The sequence below is a fragment of the Rhizobium sp. USDA 3886 genome, assembly GCF_056279785.1.
Genome location: NZ_JBWCDC010000001.1, coordinates 2,084,562 through 2,100,913 on the forward strand (window position 1 = coordinate 2,084,562; position 16,352 = coordinate 2,100,913).

The 16,352-nt window shown below is 60.8% G+C and carries 21 protein-coding genes; 7 read left to right on the top strand and 14 right to left on the bottom strand.

Features of this window, described 5'->3' with window-relative positions:
• Positions 1 to 140 precede the first annotated feature (140 nt).
• Positions 141 to 566, top strand: a complete 426-nt coding sequence (locus tag ACZ9BX_RS10800; protein ID WP_476217764.1) for an NUDIX hydrolase — start codon at positions 141 to 143, stop codon at positions 564 to 566.
• Between the two features lie 24 nt (positions 567 to 590).
• On the opposite strand, the gene ACZ9BX_RS10805 is transcribed toward ACZ9BX_RS10800, so the two are convergent.
• Positions 591 to 1,397, bottom strand: a complete 807-nt coding sequence (locus ACZ9BX_RS10805; protein WP_476217766.1) for a nucleotidyltransferase domain-containing protein — start codon at positions 1,395 to 1,397, stop codon at positions 591 to 593.
• Between the two features lie 203 nt (positions 1,398 to 1,600).
• Between ACZ9BX_RS10805 and ACZ9BX_RS10810 the strand changes: the two genes are divergently transcribed.
• Genes ACZ9BX_RS10810 through ACZ9BX_RS10825 form a run of 4 tightly spaced genes read left to right on the top strand, consistent with a single transcriptional unit; the run spans position 1,601 to position 4,245 of the window.
• On the top strand, positions 1,601 to 1,723 hold the full coding sequence (locus tag ACZ9BX_RS10810; protein WP_281029310.1) for a hypothetical protein: 123 nt from the start codon (positions 1,601 to 1,603) through the stop codon (positions 1,721 to 1,723).
• A complete protein-coding gene (locus ACZ9BX_RS10815) occupies positions 1,720 to 2,460 on the top strand; it encodes a metal ABC transporter ATP-binding protein (protein ID WP_476217769.1) in 741 nt (246 codons plus the stop codon). Before ACZ9BX_RS10810 ends, ACZ9BX_RS10815 begins: the two co-directional genes overlap by 4 nt.
• Positions 2,457 to 3,329, top strand: coding sequence for a metal ABC transporter permease (locus ACZ9BX_RS10820; protein ID WP_132559629.1), 873 nt, complete (start codon positions 2,457 to 2,459; stop codon positions 3,327 to 3,329). Before ACZ9BX_RS10815 ends, ACZ9BX_RS10820 begins: the two co-directional genes overlap by 4 nt.
• A gap of 16 nt (positions 3,330 to 3,345) precedes the next feature.
• Positions 3,346 to 4,245: a metal ABC transporter substrate-binding protein gene (locus ACZ9BX_RS10825; protein WP_476217772.1), complete on the top strand. Its 900-nt coding sequence runs from the start codon at positions 3,346 to 3,348 to the stop codon at positions 4,243 to 4,245.
• Between the two features lie 36 nt (positions 4,246 to 4,281).
• Here ACZ9BX_RS10825 and ACZ9BX_RS10830 read toward each other — a convergent pair whose 3' ends face one another.
• Positions 4,282 to 4,590 (bottom strand): Dabb family protein, encoded by a 309-nt coding sequence (locus ACZ9BX_RS10830; protein ID WP_027507698.1) that lies wholly within the window; start codon positions 4,588 to 4,590, stop codon positions 4,282 to 4,284.
• 276 nt (positions 4,591 to 4,866) lie between these two features.
• Between ACZ9BX_RS10830 and ACZ9BX_RS10835 the strand changes: the two genes are divergently transcribed.
• Entirely contained in the window at positions 4,867 to 6,066 is a 1,200-nt protein-coding gene (locus tag ACZ9BX_RS10835) for an NAD-dependent formate dehydrogenase (RefSeq protein ID WP_165928106.1), read from the top strand.
• Between the two features lie 85 nt (positions 6,067 to 6,151).
• Here ACZ9BX_RS10835 and ACZ9BX_RS10840 read toward each other — a convergent pair whose 3' ends face one another.
• Entirely contained in the window at positions 6,152 to 6,838 is a 687-nt protein-coding gene (locus tag ACZ9BX_RS10840; protein WP_476217775.1) for a GntR family transcriptional regulator, read from the bottom strand.
• Between the two features lie 216 nt (positions 6,839 to 7,054).
• Between ACZ9BX_RS10840 and ACZ9BX_RS10845 the strand changes: the two genes are divergently transcribed.
• Positions 7,055 to 7,825, top strand: a complete 771-nt coding sequence (locus ACZ9BX_RS10845) for an alpha/beta fold hydrolase (RefSeq protein WP_476217777.1) — start codon at positions 7,055 to 7,057, stop codon at positions 7,823 to 7,825.
• A gap of 27 nt (positions 7,826 to 7,852) precedes the next feature.
• Here ACZ9BX_RS10845 and ACZ9BX_RS10850 read toward each other — a convergent pair whose 3' ends face one another.
• The 11 genes from ACZ9BX_RS10850 to ACZ9BX_RS10900 form a co-directional block, all read right to left on the bottom strand.
• Positions 7,853 to 8,578 carry an amino acid ABC transporter ATP-binding protein gene (locus ACZ9BX_RS10850; protein ID WP_027507702.1) on the bottom strand — a complete coding sequence of 242 codons (726 nt, stop codon included), beginning with the start codon at positions 8,576 to 8,578 and terminating at the stop codon, positions 7,853 to 7,855.
• The gene (locus ACZ9BX_RS10855; protein WP_027507703.1) at positions 8,556 to 9,215 is read right to left on the bottom strand and encodes an amino acid ABC transporter permease; all 660 of its coding nucleotides are present in this window, start codon (positions 9,213 to 9,215) and stop codon (positions 8,556 to 8,558) included. The genes ACZ9BX_RS10850 and ACZ9BX_RS10855 overlap by 23 nt, the downstream gene beginning before the upstream one ends.
• Positions 9,212 to 9,883 (bottom strand): amino acid ABC transporter permease, encoded by a 672-nt coding sequence (locus tag ACZ9BX_RS10860; protein ID WP_027507704.1) that lies wholly within the window; start codon positions 9,881 to 9,883, stop codon positions 9,212 to 9,214. The genes ACZ9BX_RS10855 and ACZ9BX_RS10860 overlap by 4 nt, the downstream gene beginning before the upstream one ends.
• A 75-nt stretch (positions 9,884 to 9,958) precedes the next feature.
• Positions 9,959 to 10,744, bottom strand: coding sequence for a transporter substrate-binding domain-containing protein (locus tag ACZ9BX_RS10865; RefSeq protein ID WP_476217781.1), 786 nt, complete (start codon positions 10,742 to 10,744; stop codon positions 9,959 to 9,961).
• A 4-nt stretch (positions 10,745 to 10,748) separates the two neighbouring features.
• On the bottom strand, positions 10,749 to 11,495 hold the full coding sequence (locus tag ACZ9BX_RS10870) for a GntR family transcriptional regulator (RefSeq protein ID WP_476217783.1): 747 nt from the start codon (positions 11,493 to 11,495) through the stop codon (positions 10,749 to 10,751).
• Positions 11,496 to 11,664: 169 nt separating this feature from the next.
• Entirely contained in the window at positions 11,665 to 12,468 is an 804-nt protein-coding gene (locus ACZ9BX_RS10875; protein ID WP_476217785.1) for an endonuclease/exonuclease/phosphatase family protein, read from the bottom strand.
• 22 nt (positions 12,469 to 12,490) lie between these two features.
• Positions 12,491 to 12,931, bottom strand: coding sequence for a ribonuclease HI (rnhA, locus tag ACZ9BX_RS10880; RefSeq protein WP_132559615.1), 441 nt, complete (start codon positions 12,929 to 12,931; stop codon positions 12,491 to 12,493).
• The gene (locus ACZ9BX_RS10885; RefSeq protein ID WP_476217788.1) at positions 12,928 to 13,893 is read right to left on the bottom strand and encodes a homoserine kinase; all 966 of its coding nucleotides are present in this window, start codon (positions 13,891 to 13,893) and stop codon (positions 12,928 to 12,930) included. The genes rnhA and ACZ9BX_RS10885 overlap by 4 nt, the downstream gene beginning before the upstream one ends.
• Positions 13,894 to 13,956: 63 nt before the next feature.
• A complete protein-coding gene (gene ispH, locus ACZ9BX_RS10890) occupies positions 13,957 to 14,961 on the bottom strand; it encodes a 4-hydroxy-3-methylbut-2-enyl diphosphate reductase (RefSeq protein WP_476217790.1) in 1,005 nt (334 codons plus the stop codon).
• A 230-nt stretch (positions 14,962 to 15,191) separates the two neighbouring features.
• The gene (locus ACZ9BX_RS10895) at positions 15,192 to 15,944 is read right to left on the bottom strand and encodes an SURF1 family protein (protein ID WP_476217792.1); all 753 of its coding nucleotides are present in this window, start codon (positions 15,942 to 15,944) and stop codon (positions 15,192 to 15,194) included.
• Positions 15,937 to 16,320: a DUF983 domain-containing protein gene (locus tag ACZ9BX_RS10900; protein ID WP_476217793.1), complete on the bottom strand. Its 384-nt coding sequence runs from the start codon at positions 16,318 to 16,320 to the stop codon at positions 15,937 to 15,939. The genes ACZ9BX_RS10895 and ACZ9BX_RS10900 overlap by 8 nt, the downstream gene beginning before the upstream one ends.
• Positions 16,321 to 16,352: the final 32 nt, after the last annotated feature.

The window sequence follows — 16,352 nt, forward strand, 5'->3', positions numbered from 1 at the left end:
TGGATGGCGTTACCCGCGCAAAGATCGAAACGCGGGCGATACGTGTTGTTCAACCTGAATGATTTCAGGAGCGCTCGCCCGGGGATACTGCCTGCCACCAGATACGCATTGGCAAATTGTCGCCCCATCGTGAGGTTGTTGTGACGCGAATTGCATGCGCTGCTTTTGTAAGAAACGGCTTTATCTTTTTGGTGAAACGGGGACCGCATAAAGCCCGGTACCCAAGCCATTGGGATCTGGTGGGTGGCCATGTAGAGCCTGGCGAAACCATTGAGGCAGCTCTCGTCCGGGAAGCACAAGAAGAGGTCGGCTTAACGCCCTTGCGGTTTAACAGGGTCGCAGAGTTTTCAGAACTGCAAGCAGCCAGCGCTCCCCGCACCTGCTACCATGTTTTCGTGGTAACGGAATGGGATGGTGGCGAGCCAACACTGCTGGGTGACGAACACGCTGAGCTGCAGTGGGTTGCGATATCTCACGCTTCGAGTCTTGAAGGTATCGCACATCCGCAATATTCGCGTATTTTCTCCCATTTGCCGCTGTGTAGTGACGCCTTAGGACTGCTCTGACGCGAATCCGGATACTCGCGGCGGTTATTGCCAATCAATTGGATATTCAGTTCCGAATTCAGCCGTCAGCATCTGCCGCGTTGCCGCTTCGAAGCTATTCGGCCAAGGAATATTGAGTTTTTCCGCCAAGGCCCTGGCCCGAGGGAAAAAGCATCGCGCAATCTGAAAATTGGCCTCAATGACCTCGCCGCTTTCCGGCCTCGGAAACGGGAGGGATAGCAGCAGCTTCATATCCTCGGCGGGAAGAACCTTGCTCAAATGGAGAGCACCGCCGCGATCAGGCAAACTCACCTCTTCAAGCATCAAGCTCGTAAGATGATCCCGCAGCATCCCGGCACCAACCACGGCCGTAAGGTATTCGCCCCGGCCGGTAACCACCCGCAGCAAACCCAGAACACGGATGAACTCGCTGATCAAAAACTGCACGCGCTCAGGATCGGGTTTCCTGGCGGGCAAAGTTTCCGGCAAGGCATCATAGAAGCCTTGCGGATCGATGAGCGGCTTGATTGTATCGCGCGCTCGGCCGGAAAGCCCTGTTGGCGGCATAATGATCAAGTCGCAACGCAGCCAATCCACAGTGACTGCATTCAACAGCACACGGCTCTGGCCGCTTTGATTCCAGAAGACAATCGGGGTAATGCGCTCTAAAAGGCTGCGCCATCGGGTGGCAACTTCAGCATGCTCATTAGAATCGACAAGGGCTATCAGATCGACATCGCTGTATGCGTCAGCTGTTCCTCGACCATAGCTTCCTCCGAGAAAGAGCGCCTGAACCAATTTCTGGTCCGCTATCCTGATCGTGATCTGGCTTATCAAAGCGCTCTGATCCATAAGCCCCTCCTCCCTCGCAGCACTTCCGGCTAAAGGCGATATTTTCTACGTCTGAATTTTGCAACGTGACAAGGCAAGCTTTTGGCTTCCAGTCCTTATCTGTATCCGCGCTTTTTGCTTTTCGGCCGGCTCGACAACGCCGTCAATTTGACATATTCGTTATAACATATCTTGTAATGTTATTACATTTACGAGCATCACTTATGAACAGATTGCCTTTCGCCTCCGGTCTGCTCCTGCCCTCCGCCGCATCCCGTGTTGCCTGCGTGCTCGGTGTCATCGCCCTCCTCTGGGCGGCGATCCACTGGGCAATCGTCCTGCCATGAGCGGCGCACTGATCGGGCTCGACAACCTGACCGTCGCTTATGATCGGCACCCGGCGGTGCACCATGTTTCCGGTTCCATTCTCGCAGGCAGCCTGACGGCGATCGCGGGGCCGAACGGTGCGGGAAAATCGACGCTTCTCAAAGCCATCATGGGCGAGCTGCGGCCCGCCGAAGGGCGGATTTCCCATCGGCTGCAGCGCACGGATTTCGGCTACCTGCCGCAGGCGGCCGAGATCAACCGGCGCTTTCCGATCTCGGTGTTCGATGCCGTGCTGCTCGGTGCCTGGCGAAGCAGCGGCGCTTTCGGACGCGTCTCCGCGCACGAGACCGCCAAGGCCCGCGAAGCGCTTTCCGCGGTCGGGCTCGAAGGTTTCGAGAAACGCCATATCGGTTCCCTGTCGGCCGGGCAGTTTCAACGCGTGCTTTTTGCCCGGTTGCTGCTGCAGGACGCCAAGCTCATCCTGCTCGATGAGCCGTTTACCGCCATCGACGCCCGCACGACGAAGGATCTGCTCGATATCGTCGCGCGCTGGCACGGCGACGGGCGGACCGTCATTGCCGTGCTTCACGACTTCGACCAGGTGCGGGCGCATTTCCCGGAGACGCTGCTGATTGCCCGCACGCTGATCGGCTGGGGGCCGACCGGCGATGTGATGTCGGCCGCTAATCTTCTCAAGGCACGCGCCATGGCCGAGCGCTGGGACGAAGACCCGAGTGCCTGCGAGCCTGCGGCATGACGGCCTACGACATCTTCCTCGCGCCATTTGCCGATTACGGCTTCATGCGCCGCGCGCTCGTCGCCTGCCTTTGCCTCGGGCTCGGCGCCGGCCCGATCGGCGTCTTCCTGATGCTGCGGCGCATGAGCCTGATGGGTGACGCGATGAGCCATGCCGTGCTGCCGGGTGCGGCGATTGGCTACCTCGTTGCGGGATCGCTATCGCTCACCGCCATGGGCATCGGCGGCCTTATCGCCGGGCTTTCCGTCGCGCTGCTGTCGGGCATCGTCAGCCGGACGACGGTGCTGCAGGAGGACGCGAGCTTCGCAAGCTTCTATCTCGCGTCGCTGGCGCTCGGCGTGCTGATCGTTTCGCTGCGCGGATCGAACGTCGACCTGCTGCATGTGCTCTTCGGCACCATTCTGGCGATCGACGCTCCTTCCCTCGTCCAGATCGGGGCGATCACCTCGGTGACGCTCGTCGTGCTTGCCGTCATCTACCGGCCGCTGGTGGCTGAATGCTTCGACCCCGGGTTCCTCAGGGCCGTCGGCGGCCGGGGACCGGTCTATCACGTGCTTTTCCTGTTCCTCGTCGTGCTCAACCTCGTCGCCAGTTTTCAGGCGCTCGGCACGCTGATGGCCGTCGGCTTGATGATGCTTCCGGCGGCGATCGCGCAGCTCTGGTCGCGCAGCCTGCCATCGATGATGGCGATCGCGGCGATCAGCGCCACCTTCTCCGGCTACCTCGGGCTTATCGCCTCCTATCATCTCGAGCTCGCCTCCGGCCCGACCATCATCATGACGGCGGCGGTGATCTACGGGCTTTCCATCCTCTTCGCGCCGTCGGGCCTTGCCCGGCGCCTCTTTCCCCGCCCGCATCTGAAGGGCTGAACTCAAGGAGACTTCGATGATTTCCCGCAGACTGCTTCTTTCCGCGGCCCTTCCCGCGCTGATCGCCCTTTCGGCCTCATCCGCCTCTGCCGGGACGCTGAAGGTGGTCGCCTCCTTCACCGTGCTTGCCGATGTCGTCAGCCAGGTGGGCGGCGACCACGTGACTGTCACAAGCCTCGTCGGCCCGAATGGCGACCCCCACGAGTTCGAACCGTCGCCTGCCGATGCCAAGCATCTGAAGGCCGCGCAGGTGGCCTTCGTCAGCGGCGAAGGCCTGGAAGGCTGGATGGACCGGCTGATTTCCGCCTCCGGCTACAAAGGAACGCCGGTCACCGTTTCCGACGGCATCAAGACGCGCACGATGGAAGAGGACGGCGAGACGGTCACTGATCCGCACGTCTGGAACAGCCCGGTCAACGTGAAGGTCTGGGTCGCCAATATCGAAAAGGCGCTGTCGGCCGCCGATCCGGCGGATGCCGGCGCCTTCAAGGCGAATGCCGAGCGCTACACGAAGACGCTCGACGCGCTTGACGCCTATGCGCATTCGAAATTCGACGCGGTTCCAGATGACCGGCGCAAGGTGCTGACGAGCCACGACGCCTTCGGCTATTTCGGCCGCGAGTACAATGTCAGCTTCCTCGCGCCGCTGGGCATGTCGACCGAAACCGAAGCCTCGGCCGCCGACGTCGCCAAGCTGATCGAGCAGATCAAGACGGAACATGTGAAGAGCTATTTCTTCGAAAACTCTAACGATCCGCGCCTCGTCAGGCAGGTCGCCAAGGCAACGGGCGCCGAACCCGGCGGCGAGCTCTATGTCGAATCGCTCTCGGATGCGAAGGGACCGGCGCCGAGCTATGAGAAGATGTTTCGCTACAATGTCGACCAGATCGCCGCGGCGCTGGGAAAATCGAGCTGACTGCAGACAGGGCCGCGGAGAAATCCGCGTCCTCTCTCAGAGATTGAAATCGAAGACCAGGAGGCCGGCAAGGCCTCCATCCGTCGAGGAGATAATGCGCTCGCCGACGGCCACATGCTCGGGATGCACGAGATAGGCATCCCGTGCGCCTGCACTTTCGAAGGTCACAACGAAGCCATCGACGAAGCCGCCATGCAGCCCCTCCGGCGAGACGTTGGGCCCATGTTTGATGTCGAGAATGCCGGGAATCACCTGCTTCAATGCGACGACCGATTCGAACAGCGCCTGCTTCTCCTCGCCCGTCATCGCGGCCTTCAGCCGCAGAAATACGCAGTGCAGGATCATATGGTGGCCTCCCTATGGTGTTGCCGGCAGAATAGAGGGAACGAGGCAGAGGGCAAGGGGATTGCTGTGGACTTTCCGGCTACTCTCCTTGAAACCCTGTCCGGGTCCTCCACCTTTCCAGAGTGGTGCCAATTACGAATGCGGGAGCGCCAGGAGCGAGCCTGCTGGCCACAGATCATTCAGCAGAGCACATCGCCCTGCTGTTCGTCCGCATTGACCGGCGGCTATGAAAGATTCGGGGCCCTCCCTCTTCGTTTCAAATGAAGGGAGATGGAAATGGCAAAGGTCGTTTGCGTCCTCTATGACGATCCGGTCGACGGATATCCGAGCGCCTATGCGCGCGATGGCCTGCCGAAGCTCGAACACTACCCGGACGGCGAGACGCTTCCCACCCCGAAGGCCATCGATTTTCAGCCGGGGGTGCTGCTGGGCAGCGTTTCCGGCGAACTGGGCTTGCGGACGTTTCTCGAAAGCCAAGGGCACAGCCTGGTCGTGACCTCGGACAAGGATGGTCCCGGCAGCGTCTTCGAACGCGAGCTTGCCGAGGCCGAGATCGTGATCTCGCAACCTTTCTGGCCAGCCTACCTGACCGCCGAACGGATCGCCAAGGCGGCCAAGCTGAAGCTGGCAATCACCGCCGGCATCGGCTCGGATCATGTCGATCTCCAGGCCGCGATGGACCGCGGCGTCACCGTGGCCGAAGTGACCTACTGCAACTCGATCAGCGTGTCCGAACATGTGGTCATGACGATCCTCAGCCTTGCGCGAAACTATATCCCCTCCTACCAGTGGGTCGTGAAGGGCGGCTGGAACATAGCCGACTGCGTCGCGCGTTCCTACGACATCGAGGGCATGGAGATCGGCACGGTGGGCGCCGGGCGGATCGGCAGCGCAGTGCTGCGCCGGCTGAAGCCGTTCGACGTCAAGTTGCACTATACCGACCGCCACCGGCTTCCCGATGCGGTCGAGAAGGAGCTTGGCGTTACCTTCCACAAGACCGCGGCGGACATGGTGCCGATCTGCGATGTCGTGACGATCAACGCGCCGCTCCATCCGGAGACGGAAAACCTCTTCGACGCGGCGATGATCGCCAAGATGAAACGCGGCGCCTACCTGGTGAATACGGCGCGCGGCAAGATCTGTAATCGCGATGCCGTCGCGCGGGCACTGGAGAACGGCCAGCTTGCGGGTTATGCCGGCGATGTCTGGTTCCCGCAGCCTCCGCCTAAGGACCATCCGTGGCGATCGATGCCGTATCACGGCATGACGCCGCATATTTCAGGATCGTCGCTGTCCGCCCAGGCGCGTTACGCCGCCGGCACGCGGGAAATTCTCGAATGCTGGTTCGAAGGCAGGCCGATCCGCGAGGAATATCTGATCGTCGACGGCGGCAAACTCGCCGGCGCCGGCGCGCACTCCTACAGTGCCGGCGATGCGACGCGCGGCTCTGAAGAGGCGGCGCGTTTCAAGAGCTGAAGGCGGGTTATTCGGAAGGCCGGACCGGCTCTCGTTGCTCGCCGAGAGCCGACGCGGTTGCAGGCATGAATTACCGTCGGCAATGTTATGCCGACTTGTTCGCTTCAATGAAACGACGGAGCGCTGTGGCAGCGTTCAGCATATGTGCTCGCATGCGCCGAGATGCCATTTCGCCGTCACCCTCCGCGATCGCCTGCATGATGGCATCGTGCTCGTCCCGGGATTTACGCATCCGATCGCCTTGTCGAAGTTGCGTGCGCCGGAAGGCGTTCAGCCTCGTGCGCACCGCTATCGCTTGTTCGGCAAGAAAGCCGTTGTGGGTGGCGCGATAGATCGTCTCATGGAATTCGCGGTTGAAAGCATCGTACGCGTCAAAATCACCGTTCTCGACAATCTCGTGGGACATGTCGTGCAGTCCGATCAGGTGGCTTCGCTCCAGCGGAGTCATACGGTAAGTCGCAAGCCGCACGCACATGGCCTCGATTTCGGCCGACGTCTCAAACATGTCCATGATGCGCTCCGGGGTCATGCGAGCGACGACGACGCCTCGCCGTGCGCGAACCTCGACGAGGCCGCTGGCCGCCAATTGACGCAGCGCTTCCCGAACCGGAGTACGGGAGGCACCGAAACGGTCGGCGAGCTGCTGTTCGTCCAGCGAAGCACCCGCTGCCAGCGTGCCCGCTGCAATTTCATCCGTCAGCGCGTTGCGAATACGGTCAGACAGGAGTTCCCGATCATCGCCATCATCTCCAACTTCTGATCCGTTTGCCATGCAAAACCTCCCTGAACCGGTCGTGCTTCCGGCCCGTATGCGAATATGCGTAAACACAGGTTAAGCGCATGCAAAACCATTATCACGAAGCTGTTATGCATTCAATTATTGAAAAAATAACGTCATAAGAATACATTCTTCCGATCAATGTGACGTCCTGCATACATAAAAGCTTGCAAAGCCTTCAAATTATTCGACGCAGAAGGAAGCCAAATCATGATGATGACAAGACGTACTTTCTCAGCCGCCATCGTTGCCAGCGCTGCTGCCTCTCTTCTCTCAACCCGCAGCATGGCCGCACCCTCTGGTACGGTGAAGGCCCGCAACGTCGTCCTGGCGCATGGGCTGTTCGCCGATGGGTCGTGCTGGTCCGAGGTGATTACCCGACTGCAGGCGGCGGGATTCAATGCGACGGCCGTGCAAAATCCGCTAACGACGCTGCCTGAAGCGGTATCCTCCGTTGAGCGGGTGCTGGCACGGCAGGATGGCCCGACGGTTTTGGTCGGGCATTCCTTCGCCGGAATGATAGTCACGGAAGCCGGGATGCATCCTAACGTATCGGCACTCGTTTATGTCGCGGCGCGGGCGCCGGATGCGGGCGAGGATTATACGGCATTGGCCAAGACATTTCCCCCGCCGCCGGCTTCCGCAGGCATTGTTTTCGATGGCGACGAAGGGCGCCTCAGCGAGGCGGCATTCCTGCGTGATTTCGCGGGCGACCTACCGGAAGCAAAGGCGAAGGTGCTTTATGCAGTCCAGGCGCCATTCAACAAGGCTCTCCTTACAGGCAAGACCACACATGCGACTTGGCGTTCGAAGCCAAGCTGGTACGCCGTTTCGACAGAAGATCGTACGATCAATCCAGAACTCGAACGCTTCATGGCCAAGCGCATGGGAGCCAAGACCATCGAACTGAAGGCCAGCCATCTTTCACTGATTTCCCATCCCGATGAGATCACCCAGCTGATCATCGAGGCGGCGGGATAACATACGTGACCTGGCGGCGCGGGCCCCTCAATGCATGCCAAGAAACTGCTTGAGTTCGGCAGTCTTCGGATTTGCGAAGACGTTTTCCGGCCGGCCGATTTCGTGAACGCGGCCTTCGTGCATGAAGACGACCCGGCTGCAGACGTCGCGAGCGAACCGCATTTCGTGCGTCACCATCAGCAACGTCATCCCCTCGGCGGCAAGCTCGCGCACGACAGCCAGGACTTCGGCGACGAGTTCCGGATCGAGCGCGGAGGTGATCTCGTCGCAGAGCAGCGCGATCGGCTGCATCGCAAGCGCACGGGCGATCGCGACGCGCTGCTGCTGACCGCCGGAAAGCTCGTCGGGATAGGCGTCGAATTTGTGGCCGAGGCCGACCCGGTCGAGCATCTTGCGGGCGACCGCTGCGGCCTCCGCCTTCGGCGTCTTCTTGACGACGGACTGCGACAGCATGACGTTGCCGCCGGCCGTCAGGTGCGGGAAAAGATTGAACTGCTGGAAGATCATGCCGACCTTCAGGCGCAGCGCCTTCAGGTGCAGTTCGTCGTCCAGAAGCTGGGCTCCGGCCACCGAGATCGAGCCTTGGGTGATGCTCTCAAGGCCGTTGATGCAGCGCAGCAGGGTCGATTTGCCCGAGCCGCTCTTGCCGATGATGGCGATGACTTCGCCCGGATCCACATCCAGGTTGATGCCCTTCAGCACCTCGTTCGTGCCGTAGCTCTTGCGGACTTCAGTGATTTCGATGAGCGACATTGAGCTTCCTTTCGAGGATCTGGCTGCTCTTCGACAGAGGCCAGCAGAGCGCGAAATAGATGAGTGCGACGAGCCCGTAGACGGTGAAGGGCTGGAAGGTGGCGTTGGTGACGACGGTGCCTGCCTTCGACAGCTCGACGAAGCCGATGATCGAGGTGAGCGCCGTTCCCTTGACGACCTGGACGGAGAAGCCGACCGTCGGTGGCACGGCGACCCTCAGGGCCTGCGGCAGGATCACGTAGCGCATCTGCTGAAGCCGGCCCATGCCGAGGCTGGCAGAGGCCTCCCACTGGCCTTTTGCGACCGATTCGACGCAACCGCGCCAGATTTCGGCAAGGAAGGCGGCGGTCCAGAGGATCAGCGCCAGGCCGGCGGCAAGCCAGGCCGGTACATTGATACCGAACAGGCCGAGGCCGAAGAAGGCGATGAAGAGCTGCATCAGGAGCGGCGTGCCCTGGAAAAGCTCGATGTAGTATTTTGCAAGCGCCCGCAGCGATTTGCGCTTGCTGATGCGCAGGAGGAGCAGTCCGAGCCCGACCGCGCCGCCGCCGATGAAGGAAATGAGCGAGAGCAGGACTGTCCAGCGGGTGGCGAGCAGCAGGTTGCGCAGGATATCCCAGAGCGTGAACTCGATCATCGGGCAAGCCTCCTCGGGAAGATGAACCCACCGGCCACCGCCAGCACCTGCCTCAGCAGGATCGCCAGCGCCAGGTAGATGGCCGTCGAGACGATGTAGGCCTCGAAGGCGCGGAAGGTTCGCGACTGGATGAAGTTGGCGGCAAAGGTCAGGTCCTCCGCGGCGATCTGCGACACGACGGAGGAGCCGAGCATGACGATCACCACCTGCGAGGAGAGTGCCGGCCAGATGCGCTGCAGCGAGGGCACCAGTACGACGTGGCGGAAGGTTTCGAACGGCGTCATGGCGAGACTGGCGCCCGCCTCGAACTGCCCCTTCGGCGTCGCCTGGATGCCGGCGCGGATGATTTCGCAGCTATAGGCGCCGAGATTGACGACCATGGCGAGATTGGCGGCCGTCAGCTCGGAAAGCTGCAGACCCAGCGACGGCAGGCCAAAGAAGATGAAGAAAAGCTGGATCAGGAATGGCGTATTGCGGATCAGCTCGACGTAACCCGCGACCACAGGCTTCAGCCACGCCGGACCGAGCGCGCGCACCCAGGCACAGAAGGTGCCCAGCGAGATGCCGAGCACACCGCCGATCGCGACAAGCTCCAGGGTGATTACTATGCCCTTGACGACCTGTGGATAATACTGAAGCAGCCAACCGAATTCGAAATGGTAGCTCAAAACACTGTCCCCTCCTTGAATACCGACGGCGAGTAGTCACCCCGCGGCGGCGGGATGACCATGCTGGACCGGTTTTTAGAGGTCTTTCGGGAGATCGGTGCCGAGCCACTTCTGGGCAATGGCGTTCAGCGAACCGTCGGTCTTAGCGGTGGCAATGATGCTGTTCACCTTTTCGAGAAGCGCAGGCTGCTCCTTGCTGAGGCCGATATAGCAGGGCGAGTTCTTAATGAGGAACTTCAGTTCGGGACGCTTCGGCGGATTCTTGGCAAGGATGGCGGCGGCAACGACATTGCCGGTCGCAACAGCCTCGACCTGGCCGGAGAGGAAGGCGGAGATCGTGCCGTTGTTGTCCTCGTAGCGCTTGATCGTGACATCGGCAGACGCAATCTTCGTCAGCTCGAGGTCTTCGACGGCGCCGCGGGTGACACCGACCGTCTTGCCGGCCAGATCTTCCACCTTGGCGACGGAAAGATCGCCTGGCGCGAATACGCCGTTGAAGAAGGGCGCATAGGCCGTCGAGAAATCGATCACCTTTTCGCGGTCCGGATTCTTGCCGAGGCTGGAAATAACCAGATCGACTTTGTTCGTCTGCAGGTATGGAATGCGGTTGGCACTTGTGACCGGCACGAGTTCGGTTTTGACGCCGAGCTTTTCGGCAATCAGATTGGCCATGTCGATGTCATAGCCCATCGGCGCCATGTCAGTACCGACGCTGCCGAAAGGCGGGAAATCCTGCGGGACGGCGACGCGCAGCGTACCGCGCGCGGTGATGTCGGCCAGCGCATCGGCGTGGGATGCGGAGCCGAAACCGACGGCGGCCGCGAGCGTTGCGATTGCAAAGAATGTTCTTCTCGTCAGCATGTGTTCATTTCTCCTTTGAAGTTGCGGTTTTTCGTATGCCGGATGATTGGGAAGGCACGGTCCTGGGAGGGAGGGACAGGGAACTGCGCAGTTCCGAGAGAGGGTCCGGACGCGTCGTGAGGTCCAGGCCCGTTTCCACCTCGTCCAGATGTTCGACGGAGAGCTCGGCGGCCCTGACGAAATCGCCGGCTGCCATGGCCTCGAAGATGCGGCAGTGCCCCTCATGGGATTGCACTGCATGAAATTCCGACTGATAGAGCATCGAAATGAGGATCGTGCGGGCAGTGAGATCGCGCAGGATGTCGACAAGGATCGGGTTGCCGCCGAGTTCGGCAATGCGGATGTGGAAATCGCCCATGAGGCAGGTGAGACGCTGGCGATCCCCAACGGCCATCGCAGCCTTTTCCTCGTCGAGATGCGCGGTGAGAACCTTGCGGCCTTCGTCCGTCAGCGCCCGCATGCCGCGCAGCAGGCCGGATTCGATGACGCGCCTCGCCTGGTAGACGGTCATCGCCTCCTCGGCGGACGGCTCGACGACGAACCAGCCCCGGCGCGGGCTTACAGTGACGATGCCGCGCGTTTCCAGCCGCATCATCGCCTCGCGCACGCGGGTTCGCGAAACGCCGAACACGGCTGCAAGCTGGTTCTCGCTCAGCCGTGTACCGGGTCTGATCCGGGCGGAAAGAATGCCCGAAATGATGGCCTCTTCGATGTTGTTCTGCGCGGTCTCAGCTGTATGGCTATCTTGCATACAAGACGGGTAAGCAAGCGATATGCCAATTTCAGAAATGCTTCATCTACAAGGGTTTGCCTGCCCGCCGCGGAAGAAAGTGGCAGCAGTGATGACTATTTAAGCAGTTTTGTGCCCTGAATAATTTGGGAGCGCCGCTATCAACGGCAAAGCGTGAAAAGATAGGCGGCTAGCCGATCTCCAGCAGGAGCGGCCGATGATCCGACACTTCCGGTTCCGCAACCACATCGAACCTCGCAACCGCAACGTCAGGCGTCACCAGCATGTAGTCCGCAAAGCGCCCGTCTTTCGCGTAGTGCGATGTCCTCGTATCCGTGAAGCCGCGGGAGGTGACGAGATCGGTGAGGCCGAGCCCGCCGAGCGCATCGAATATTACGCTTCCGGGTAGCACGTTGAAGTCGCCGCAGACGACGAGGCGCTCCTCCTTACGCCAGATCTGCCGGATCAAACTGACGAGTGCATCGGCCTGTCCCCGGCGCGCGGGCGTATCGCCCTTGCCGGCCATGTCACGCAGGCCATGCAGTTGGGCGATTGTCACCGGATGGCTGGCCTTATAGTCGAACAGGCGGATGGCATGGGCGTTGCGGGCGCGCGGATGCGGACCATAGCCGTCTGCAAAGAAATCGCCATGTACGAAATCCATGGCATGGCCGATGACCGCAACCGACCTGCGCACGAACGTCGCCAGCCCAAACTCCGAAGGCACGCTGCTCCCGCCATCGAAGAGCTCGCCTTTCGCCGTCGGCGCGAAGAAGGCGTCATGCTCCGGAAGAACCGCCTTGATCTCCTCGAAGAGGTTGGCGCGCTGGGGCAGGATGTGGCTGCCGTCGCGATATTCCAGCCAGTCGCTCTTGACAGTGACGGAGCGGGTGACCTCCTGCAGGCAGAGCACGTCCGCCTCGATGGTTCCGAGATAGTCGATCAGCGGCTGATGCAGCTTGCCGCCCCAAGCATTCAGCGAAATGATGCGCAATGTCGCCTCCCCGGATTTCGCCCTACCGTTTCTTGAAGGGCGCCATGGCCATGCGCGCCAGTTCGTCGGCACGCTCGTTTTCCAGATGGCCGGCATGGCCCTTGATCCAGTGGAGCGTCACCTTGTGCTTGTTGCGCGCTTCCTCCAGCGCCTGCCACAGCTCGGCATTCTTCACCGGCTTCTTGTCCGCGGTCTTCCAGCCATTTTTCTTCCAGCCGAAAATCCACTTGGAAATACCGTCCTTGACGTAGGCGCTGTCTGTATAGAGATCGACCTCGCAGGGCGTCTTCAGCGCCGAAAGCGCCGAGATCGCGGCCATCAGCTCCATGCGGTTGTTGGTCGTTTCCGCCTCGCCGCCGGAAAGTTCCTTTTCGATGTCGCCGTAACGCAGGATCGCGCCCCATCCGCCGGGACCGGGATTGCCCGAGCAAGCGCCGTCGGTAAAAATATCGACGTGCTTCATGCCGAAAGCCCGTATTCGGCCGCCGATGCGACTTGCCGGTGGAAGCGCAGCTTGCGCAGATATTCGAGCGGATCCTTCTTGGTGACCATCGCGCCCTCCGGCGTGGTCAGCCAGTCATAGAGGCGGGTCAGGAAGAAGCGAAGCGCGGAGCCGCGGGCGAGCACGGGAAGTGCCGCGAGCTCTGCAGCGCTGAGAGGGCGGATGCTCTGATAACCTTCCAGCATGGCAGTGCCCTTGGTGATGTTATAGGCGCCGTCCTTTTCGAAGCACCAGGCGTTCAGGATGATCGAGACGTCGTAGGCGAGCAGATCGTTGCAGGCGAAATAGAAATCGATCAGGCCGGATAGTTCGTCGCCAAGGAAGAAGACGTTGTCAGGAAAGAGATCGGCGTGAATGATGCCCGCCGGAAGATCCTTCGGCCAGTGGGCCGACAGGAAATCGAACTCCCCGCGAATTTCAGCGCACAAGCCTTTTTCGACCTCGTCGGCGCGCGCCTCAGATTTGTCCCAGAGCAGCTTCCAACCCTCGAGCGACAGCGCGTTCGGCCGCTTCAGCTCGAAACTTTCGCCGGCAAGATGCATCTGTGCCAGGGCCTTGCCGACTTCGCGGCAATGTTTCGCTTCGGGCTTTCTCAGCCACATGCCTTCGAGGAAGGATATCAGCGCCGCGGGACGATCCGAAAGCGTGCCGAGCAGCGCGCCGTCCCTGCGCGGCAGCGGCAGCGGGCACGATACGCCGCGGGCGGCAAGATGCTGCATCAGGCCGAGGAAGAACGGTAGGTCGGATTTTTCGACACGCTTTTCATAAAGCGTCAGGATCAGCGGCTTTTTGGTGGTGTGCAGCAGGAAGTTGGAGTTCTCGACGCCTTCCGCGATCCCCTTGTAGGAAAGCAGAGTGCCGGCGTCATACTCCGTCAAAAACCACTTCAAATCATCTTCTGAAATATCGGTATAGACGGCCAAGGCGGACTCTCACATTAAATTTTGTTCTACGGCGGTTTGGGCTCGGAGTATGCGACACCCCCTCTAATCCCCGTTCACAAAGGCCATGTCGGCCGTCGTCAGCGCGATATTACGCAGTTCCCGGTTCACGAGGAAATGCTCGTTCTCCTGCACGGTCTCCGCAAGCTCGACCTTGGCACTAAAGCGCGACCGGAAGGCCTCGATGATCTCGTTGACGATCACTTCCGGTGCCGAAGCGCCAGCAGAAAGGCCGAGCGTCGAAATCGGGCCGATCTCGTTCCAATTGAGTTCAGCAGCGCGCTGCACGAGGATCGATTTCTTTGCCCCCGACCTCAGCGCGACTTCGACGAGGCGCTTTGAGTTGGACGAATTTGGCGCGCCGACGATGATGAAGAGGTCGCAGCCGGGTGCGGCCTGCTTGACGACTTCCTGACGATTAGTCGTGGCATAGCAGATCGAATCGGCCGCCGGTGCGGTCAGGTTCGGGAAACGCTGCTCCAGTCGCGCAATCACGCCGGCCGTATCATCGACCGAGAGCGTCGTCTGGGTGACGTAGCCCAGATTGTCGGGATCGGCGGGCTGATACGCATCGGCATCTTCGACGGTTTCGATCAGCGAGACGGAACCTTCGGGAAGCTGGCCCATCGTGCCGATGACTTCCGGATGACCGGCATGGCCGATCAGCACGACATGGCGTCCGAGACGGTTATGCCGCATCGCCTGCTTGTGGACCTTGGAAACCAGCGGACAGGTGGCATCGAGATAGAAAAGATTCCGCGCGTTCGCGTCTGCCGGAACGGACTTCGGAACGCCGTGCGCAGAAAAGACGACCGGCTGGGCGCGGTGCTCTTCCGGGATCTCGTCGAGTTCCTCGACGAAGACCGCACCCTTCGCTTCCAGTCCCTCGACGACGTAGCGGTTGTGCACGATCTCGTGGCGGACATAGACCGGCGCGCCGTAGGATTTCAGCGCCAGCACGACGATCTGGATGGCGCGGTCGACGCCGGCGCAGAAGCCGCGCGGACCGCAAAGCCTGATCGTCAAAGGAGGTTTCGCTGCGATGTTCATGTCGTTCCTTTAAGGCTGCCCTCGTTCCTGTGCTTGTCACAGGAATCCAGTGCGCCCAGGTCCTTGGGCGCGAAAGACTCATTTACGGTGCAGACGCGCCGTGGCTGGATTCCCGTGACAAGCACAGGAATGAGGGAAAATAGAGCTTCGTGCAGCACCACGGAAGAGACAGTCCCACGTTTACGACTTGAGCGACCTCTAGCCCAATATAGAAAAGAATTGAAGCGATACTATTGCGAAGTCCTGCCGCGCCCGCGGAACCACGAGATTACAACGATCACGACCAGCACCGCCGCCAAGCCATACCAGGTAAAGGCGTATTGCAGGTGGTTGTTCGGCAGGTCGACTTCGGTGACGCCGCCGATCGGCAGGCCCTTCGGGTTGGGCGTCGAATCGGCATCGACGAAGAACGGCACGACGCTCGCCTTGTCGAGGCCGGTGCTTGTCGCCATGACGTCGAGGTCCTTCCAATAGAAGATGTTCTTGGCCACATCGTTTTCCGGCACCACCCAGGAAGGCTTTCCGGGCAGCTTGTTGCGCGCCAGGCCGGTGACGGTCTGCTCGCCGGTCAGTTGGCCCTGCATGCGTTTTTCCGGCTCCTTGTTTTCAAAAGGAACGAAGCCGCGGTTGACGAAGAGATAACGTCCGCCGGCAACCTCAAGCGGCGTGTAGACGTAATAGCCGGTCCGGCCGCGCCAGGTGGCGAAGAAATGGCGCTCCTTGTCGTTCACATAGCGGCCGGTTGCCGTTACGGGGCGATATTCGATATCCGCGCCCGAGGCGAGCATCCGCTCGATATCGGCGAGCGGTACCGGAGCCGATGCGCGGCGTTCCGCGATGTCGGCGATCAGGCTCTCCTTCCAATACAGGCGTTCCACCTGCCAGGTACCCAGCGAAATGAGGATGGCGAGCGCAATCAGCACGGCAATGCCGGTGAGGACCGGCAGGCTGCGGCGTGCGGCGACGATCTCAATGTCAGTCACTGGAGATGCGTCCTTCACGGGCATTATGGCGGAACTGCATGGCGATCAGGATGCCCTTGCACCAACGCAGCGCCAACAGCGAAAGCATGATCGTCAGCGGAGCGAACAGCAGAATGTGCAGCCAGATTGGCGGCGAATAGTTCACCTCCAGCCAGAGCACAGAGCCGATGACGATGAAGCCGACGATGAGAATGACGAAGACGGCAGGGCCATCGCCCGAATCGGCAAAGGAATAATCGAGGCCGCAGGCAGCACAGCGCGGCTTCAGCGAGAGCAGGCCGTCAAACAATTTTCCCTGTCCGCAGCGCGGGCAGCAGCCCCGCATGCCGGTCTTTACGGGATCCACTGGGGGGAAATGTGCACTGTCTTCGCTCATCGTCTTCCTTTCGGCCGGGGTCATTTCCGGCC

Excerpts from the sequence above, each read along its gene's own strand:
- ACZ9BX_RS10805 (WP_476217766.1), bottom strand. The coding sequence starts at position 1,397 with ATGGATCAGAGCGCTTTGATAAGCCAGATCACGATCAGGATAGCGGAC.
- ACZ9BX_RS10810 (WP_281029310.1), top strand. The coding sequence starts at position 1,601 with ATGAACAGATTGCCTTTCGCCTCCGGTCTGCTCCTGCCCTCCGCCGCA.
- ACZ9BX_RS10815 (WP_476217769.1), top strand. The coding sequence starts at position 1,720 with ATGAGCGGCGCACTGATCGGGCTCGACAACCTGACCGTCGCTTATGAT.
- ACZ9BX_RS10820 (WP_132559629.1), top strand. The coding sequence starts at position 2,457 with ATGACGGCCTACGACATCTTCCTCGCGCCATTTGCCGATTACGGCTTC.
- ACZ9BX_RS10825 (WP_476217772.1), top strand. The coding sequence starts at position 3,346 with ATGATTTCCCGCAGACTGCTTCTTTCCGCGGCCCTTCCCGCGCTGATC.
- ACZ9BX_RS10830 (WP_027507698.1), bottom strand. The coding sequence starts at position 4,590 with ATGATCCTGCACTGCGTATTTCTGCGGCTGAAGGCCGCGATGACGGGC.
- ACZ9BX_RS10835 (WP_165928106.1), top strand. The coding sequence starts at position 4,867 with ATGGCAAAGGTCGTTTGCGTCCTCTATGACGATCCGGTCGACGGATAT.
- ACZ9BX_RS10840 (WP_476217775.1), bottom strand. The coding sequence starts at position 6,838 with ATGGCAAACGGATCAGAAGTTGGAGATGATGGCGATGATCGGGAACTC.
- ACZ9BX_RS10845 (WP_476217777.1), top strand. The coding sequence starts at position 7,055 with ATGATGATGACAAGACGTACTTTCTCAGCCGCCATCGTTGCCAGCGCT.
- ACZ9BX_RS10850 (WP_027507702.1), bottom strand. The coding sequence starts at position 8,578 with ATGTCGCTCATCGAAATCACTGAAGTCCGCAAGAGCTACGGCACGAAC.
- ACZ9BX_RS10855 (WP_027507703.1), bottom strand. The coding sequence starts at position 9,215 with ATGATCGAGTTCACGCTCTGGGATATCCTGCGCAACCTGCTGCTCGCC.
- ACZ9BX_RS10865 (WP_476217781.1), bottom strand. The coding sequence starts at position 10,744 with ATGCTGACGAGAAGAACATTCTTTGCAATCGCAACGCTCGCGGCCGCC.
- ACZ9BX_RS10870 (WP_476217783.1), bottom strand. The coding sequence starts at position 11,495 with ATGCAAGATAGCCATACAGCTGAGACCGCGCAGAACAACATCGAAGAG.
- rnhA (WP_132559615.1), bottom strand. The coding sequence starts at position 12,931 with ATGAAGCACGTCGATATTTTTACCGACGGCGCTTGCTCGGGCAATCCC.
- ispH (WP_476217790.1), bottom strand. The coding sequence starts at position 14,961 with ATGAACATCGCAGCGAAACCTCCTTTGACGATCAGGCTTTGCGGTCCG.
- ACZ9BX_RS10900 (WP_476217793.1), bottom strand. The coding sequence starts at position 16,320 with ATGAGCGAAGACAGTGCACATTTCCCCCCAGTGGATCCCGTAAAGACC.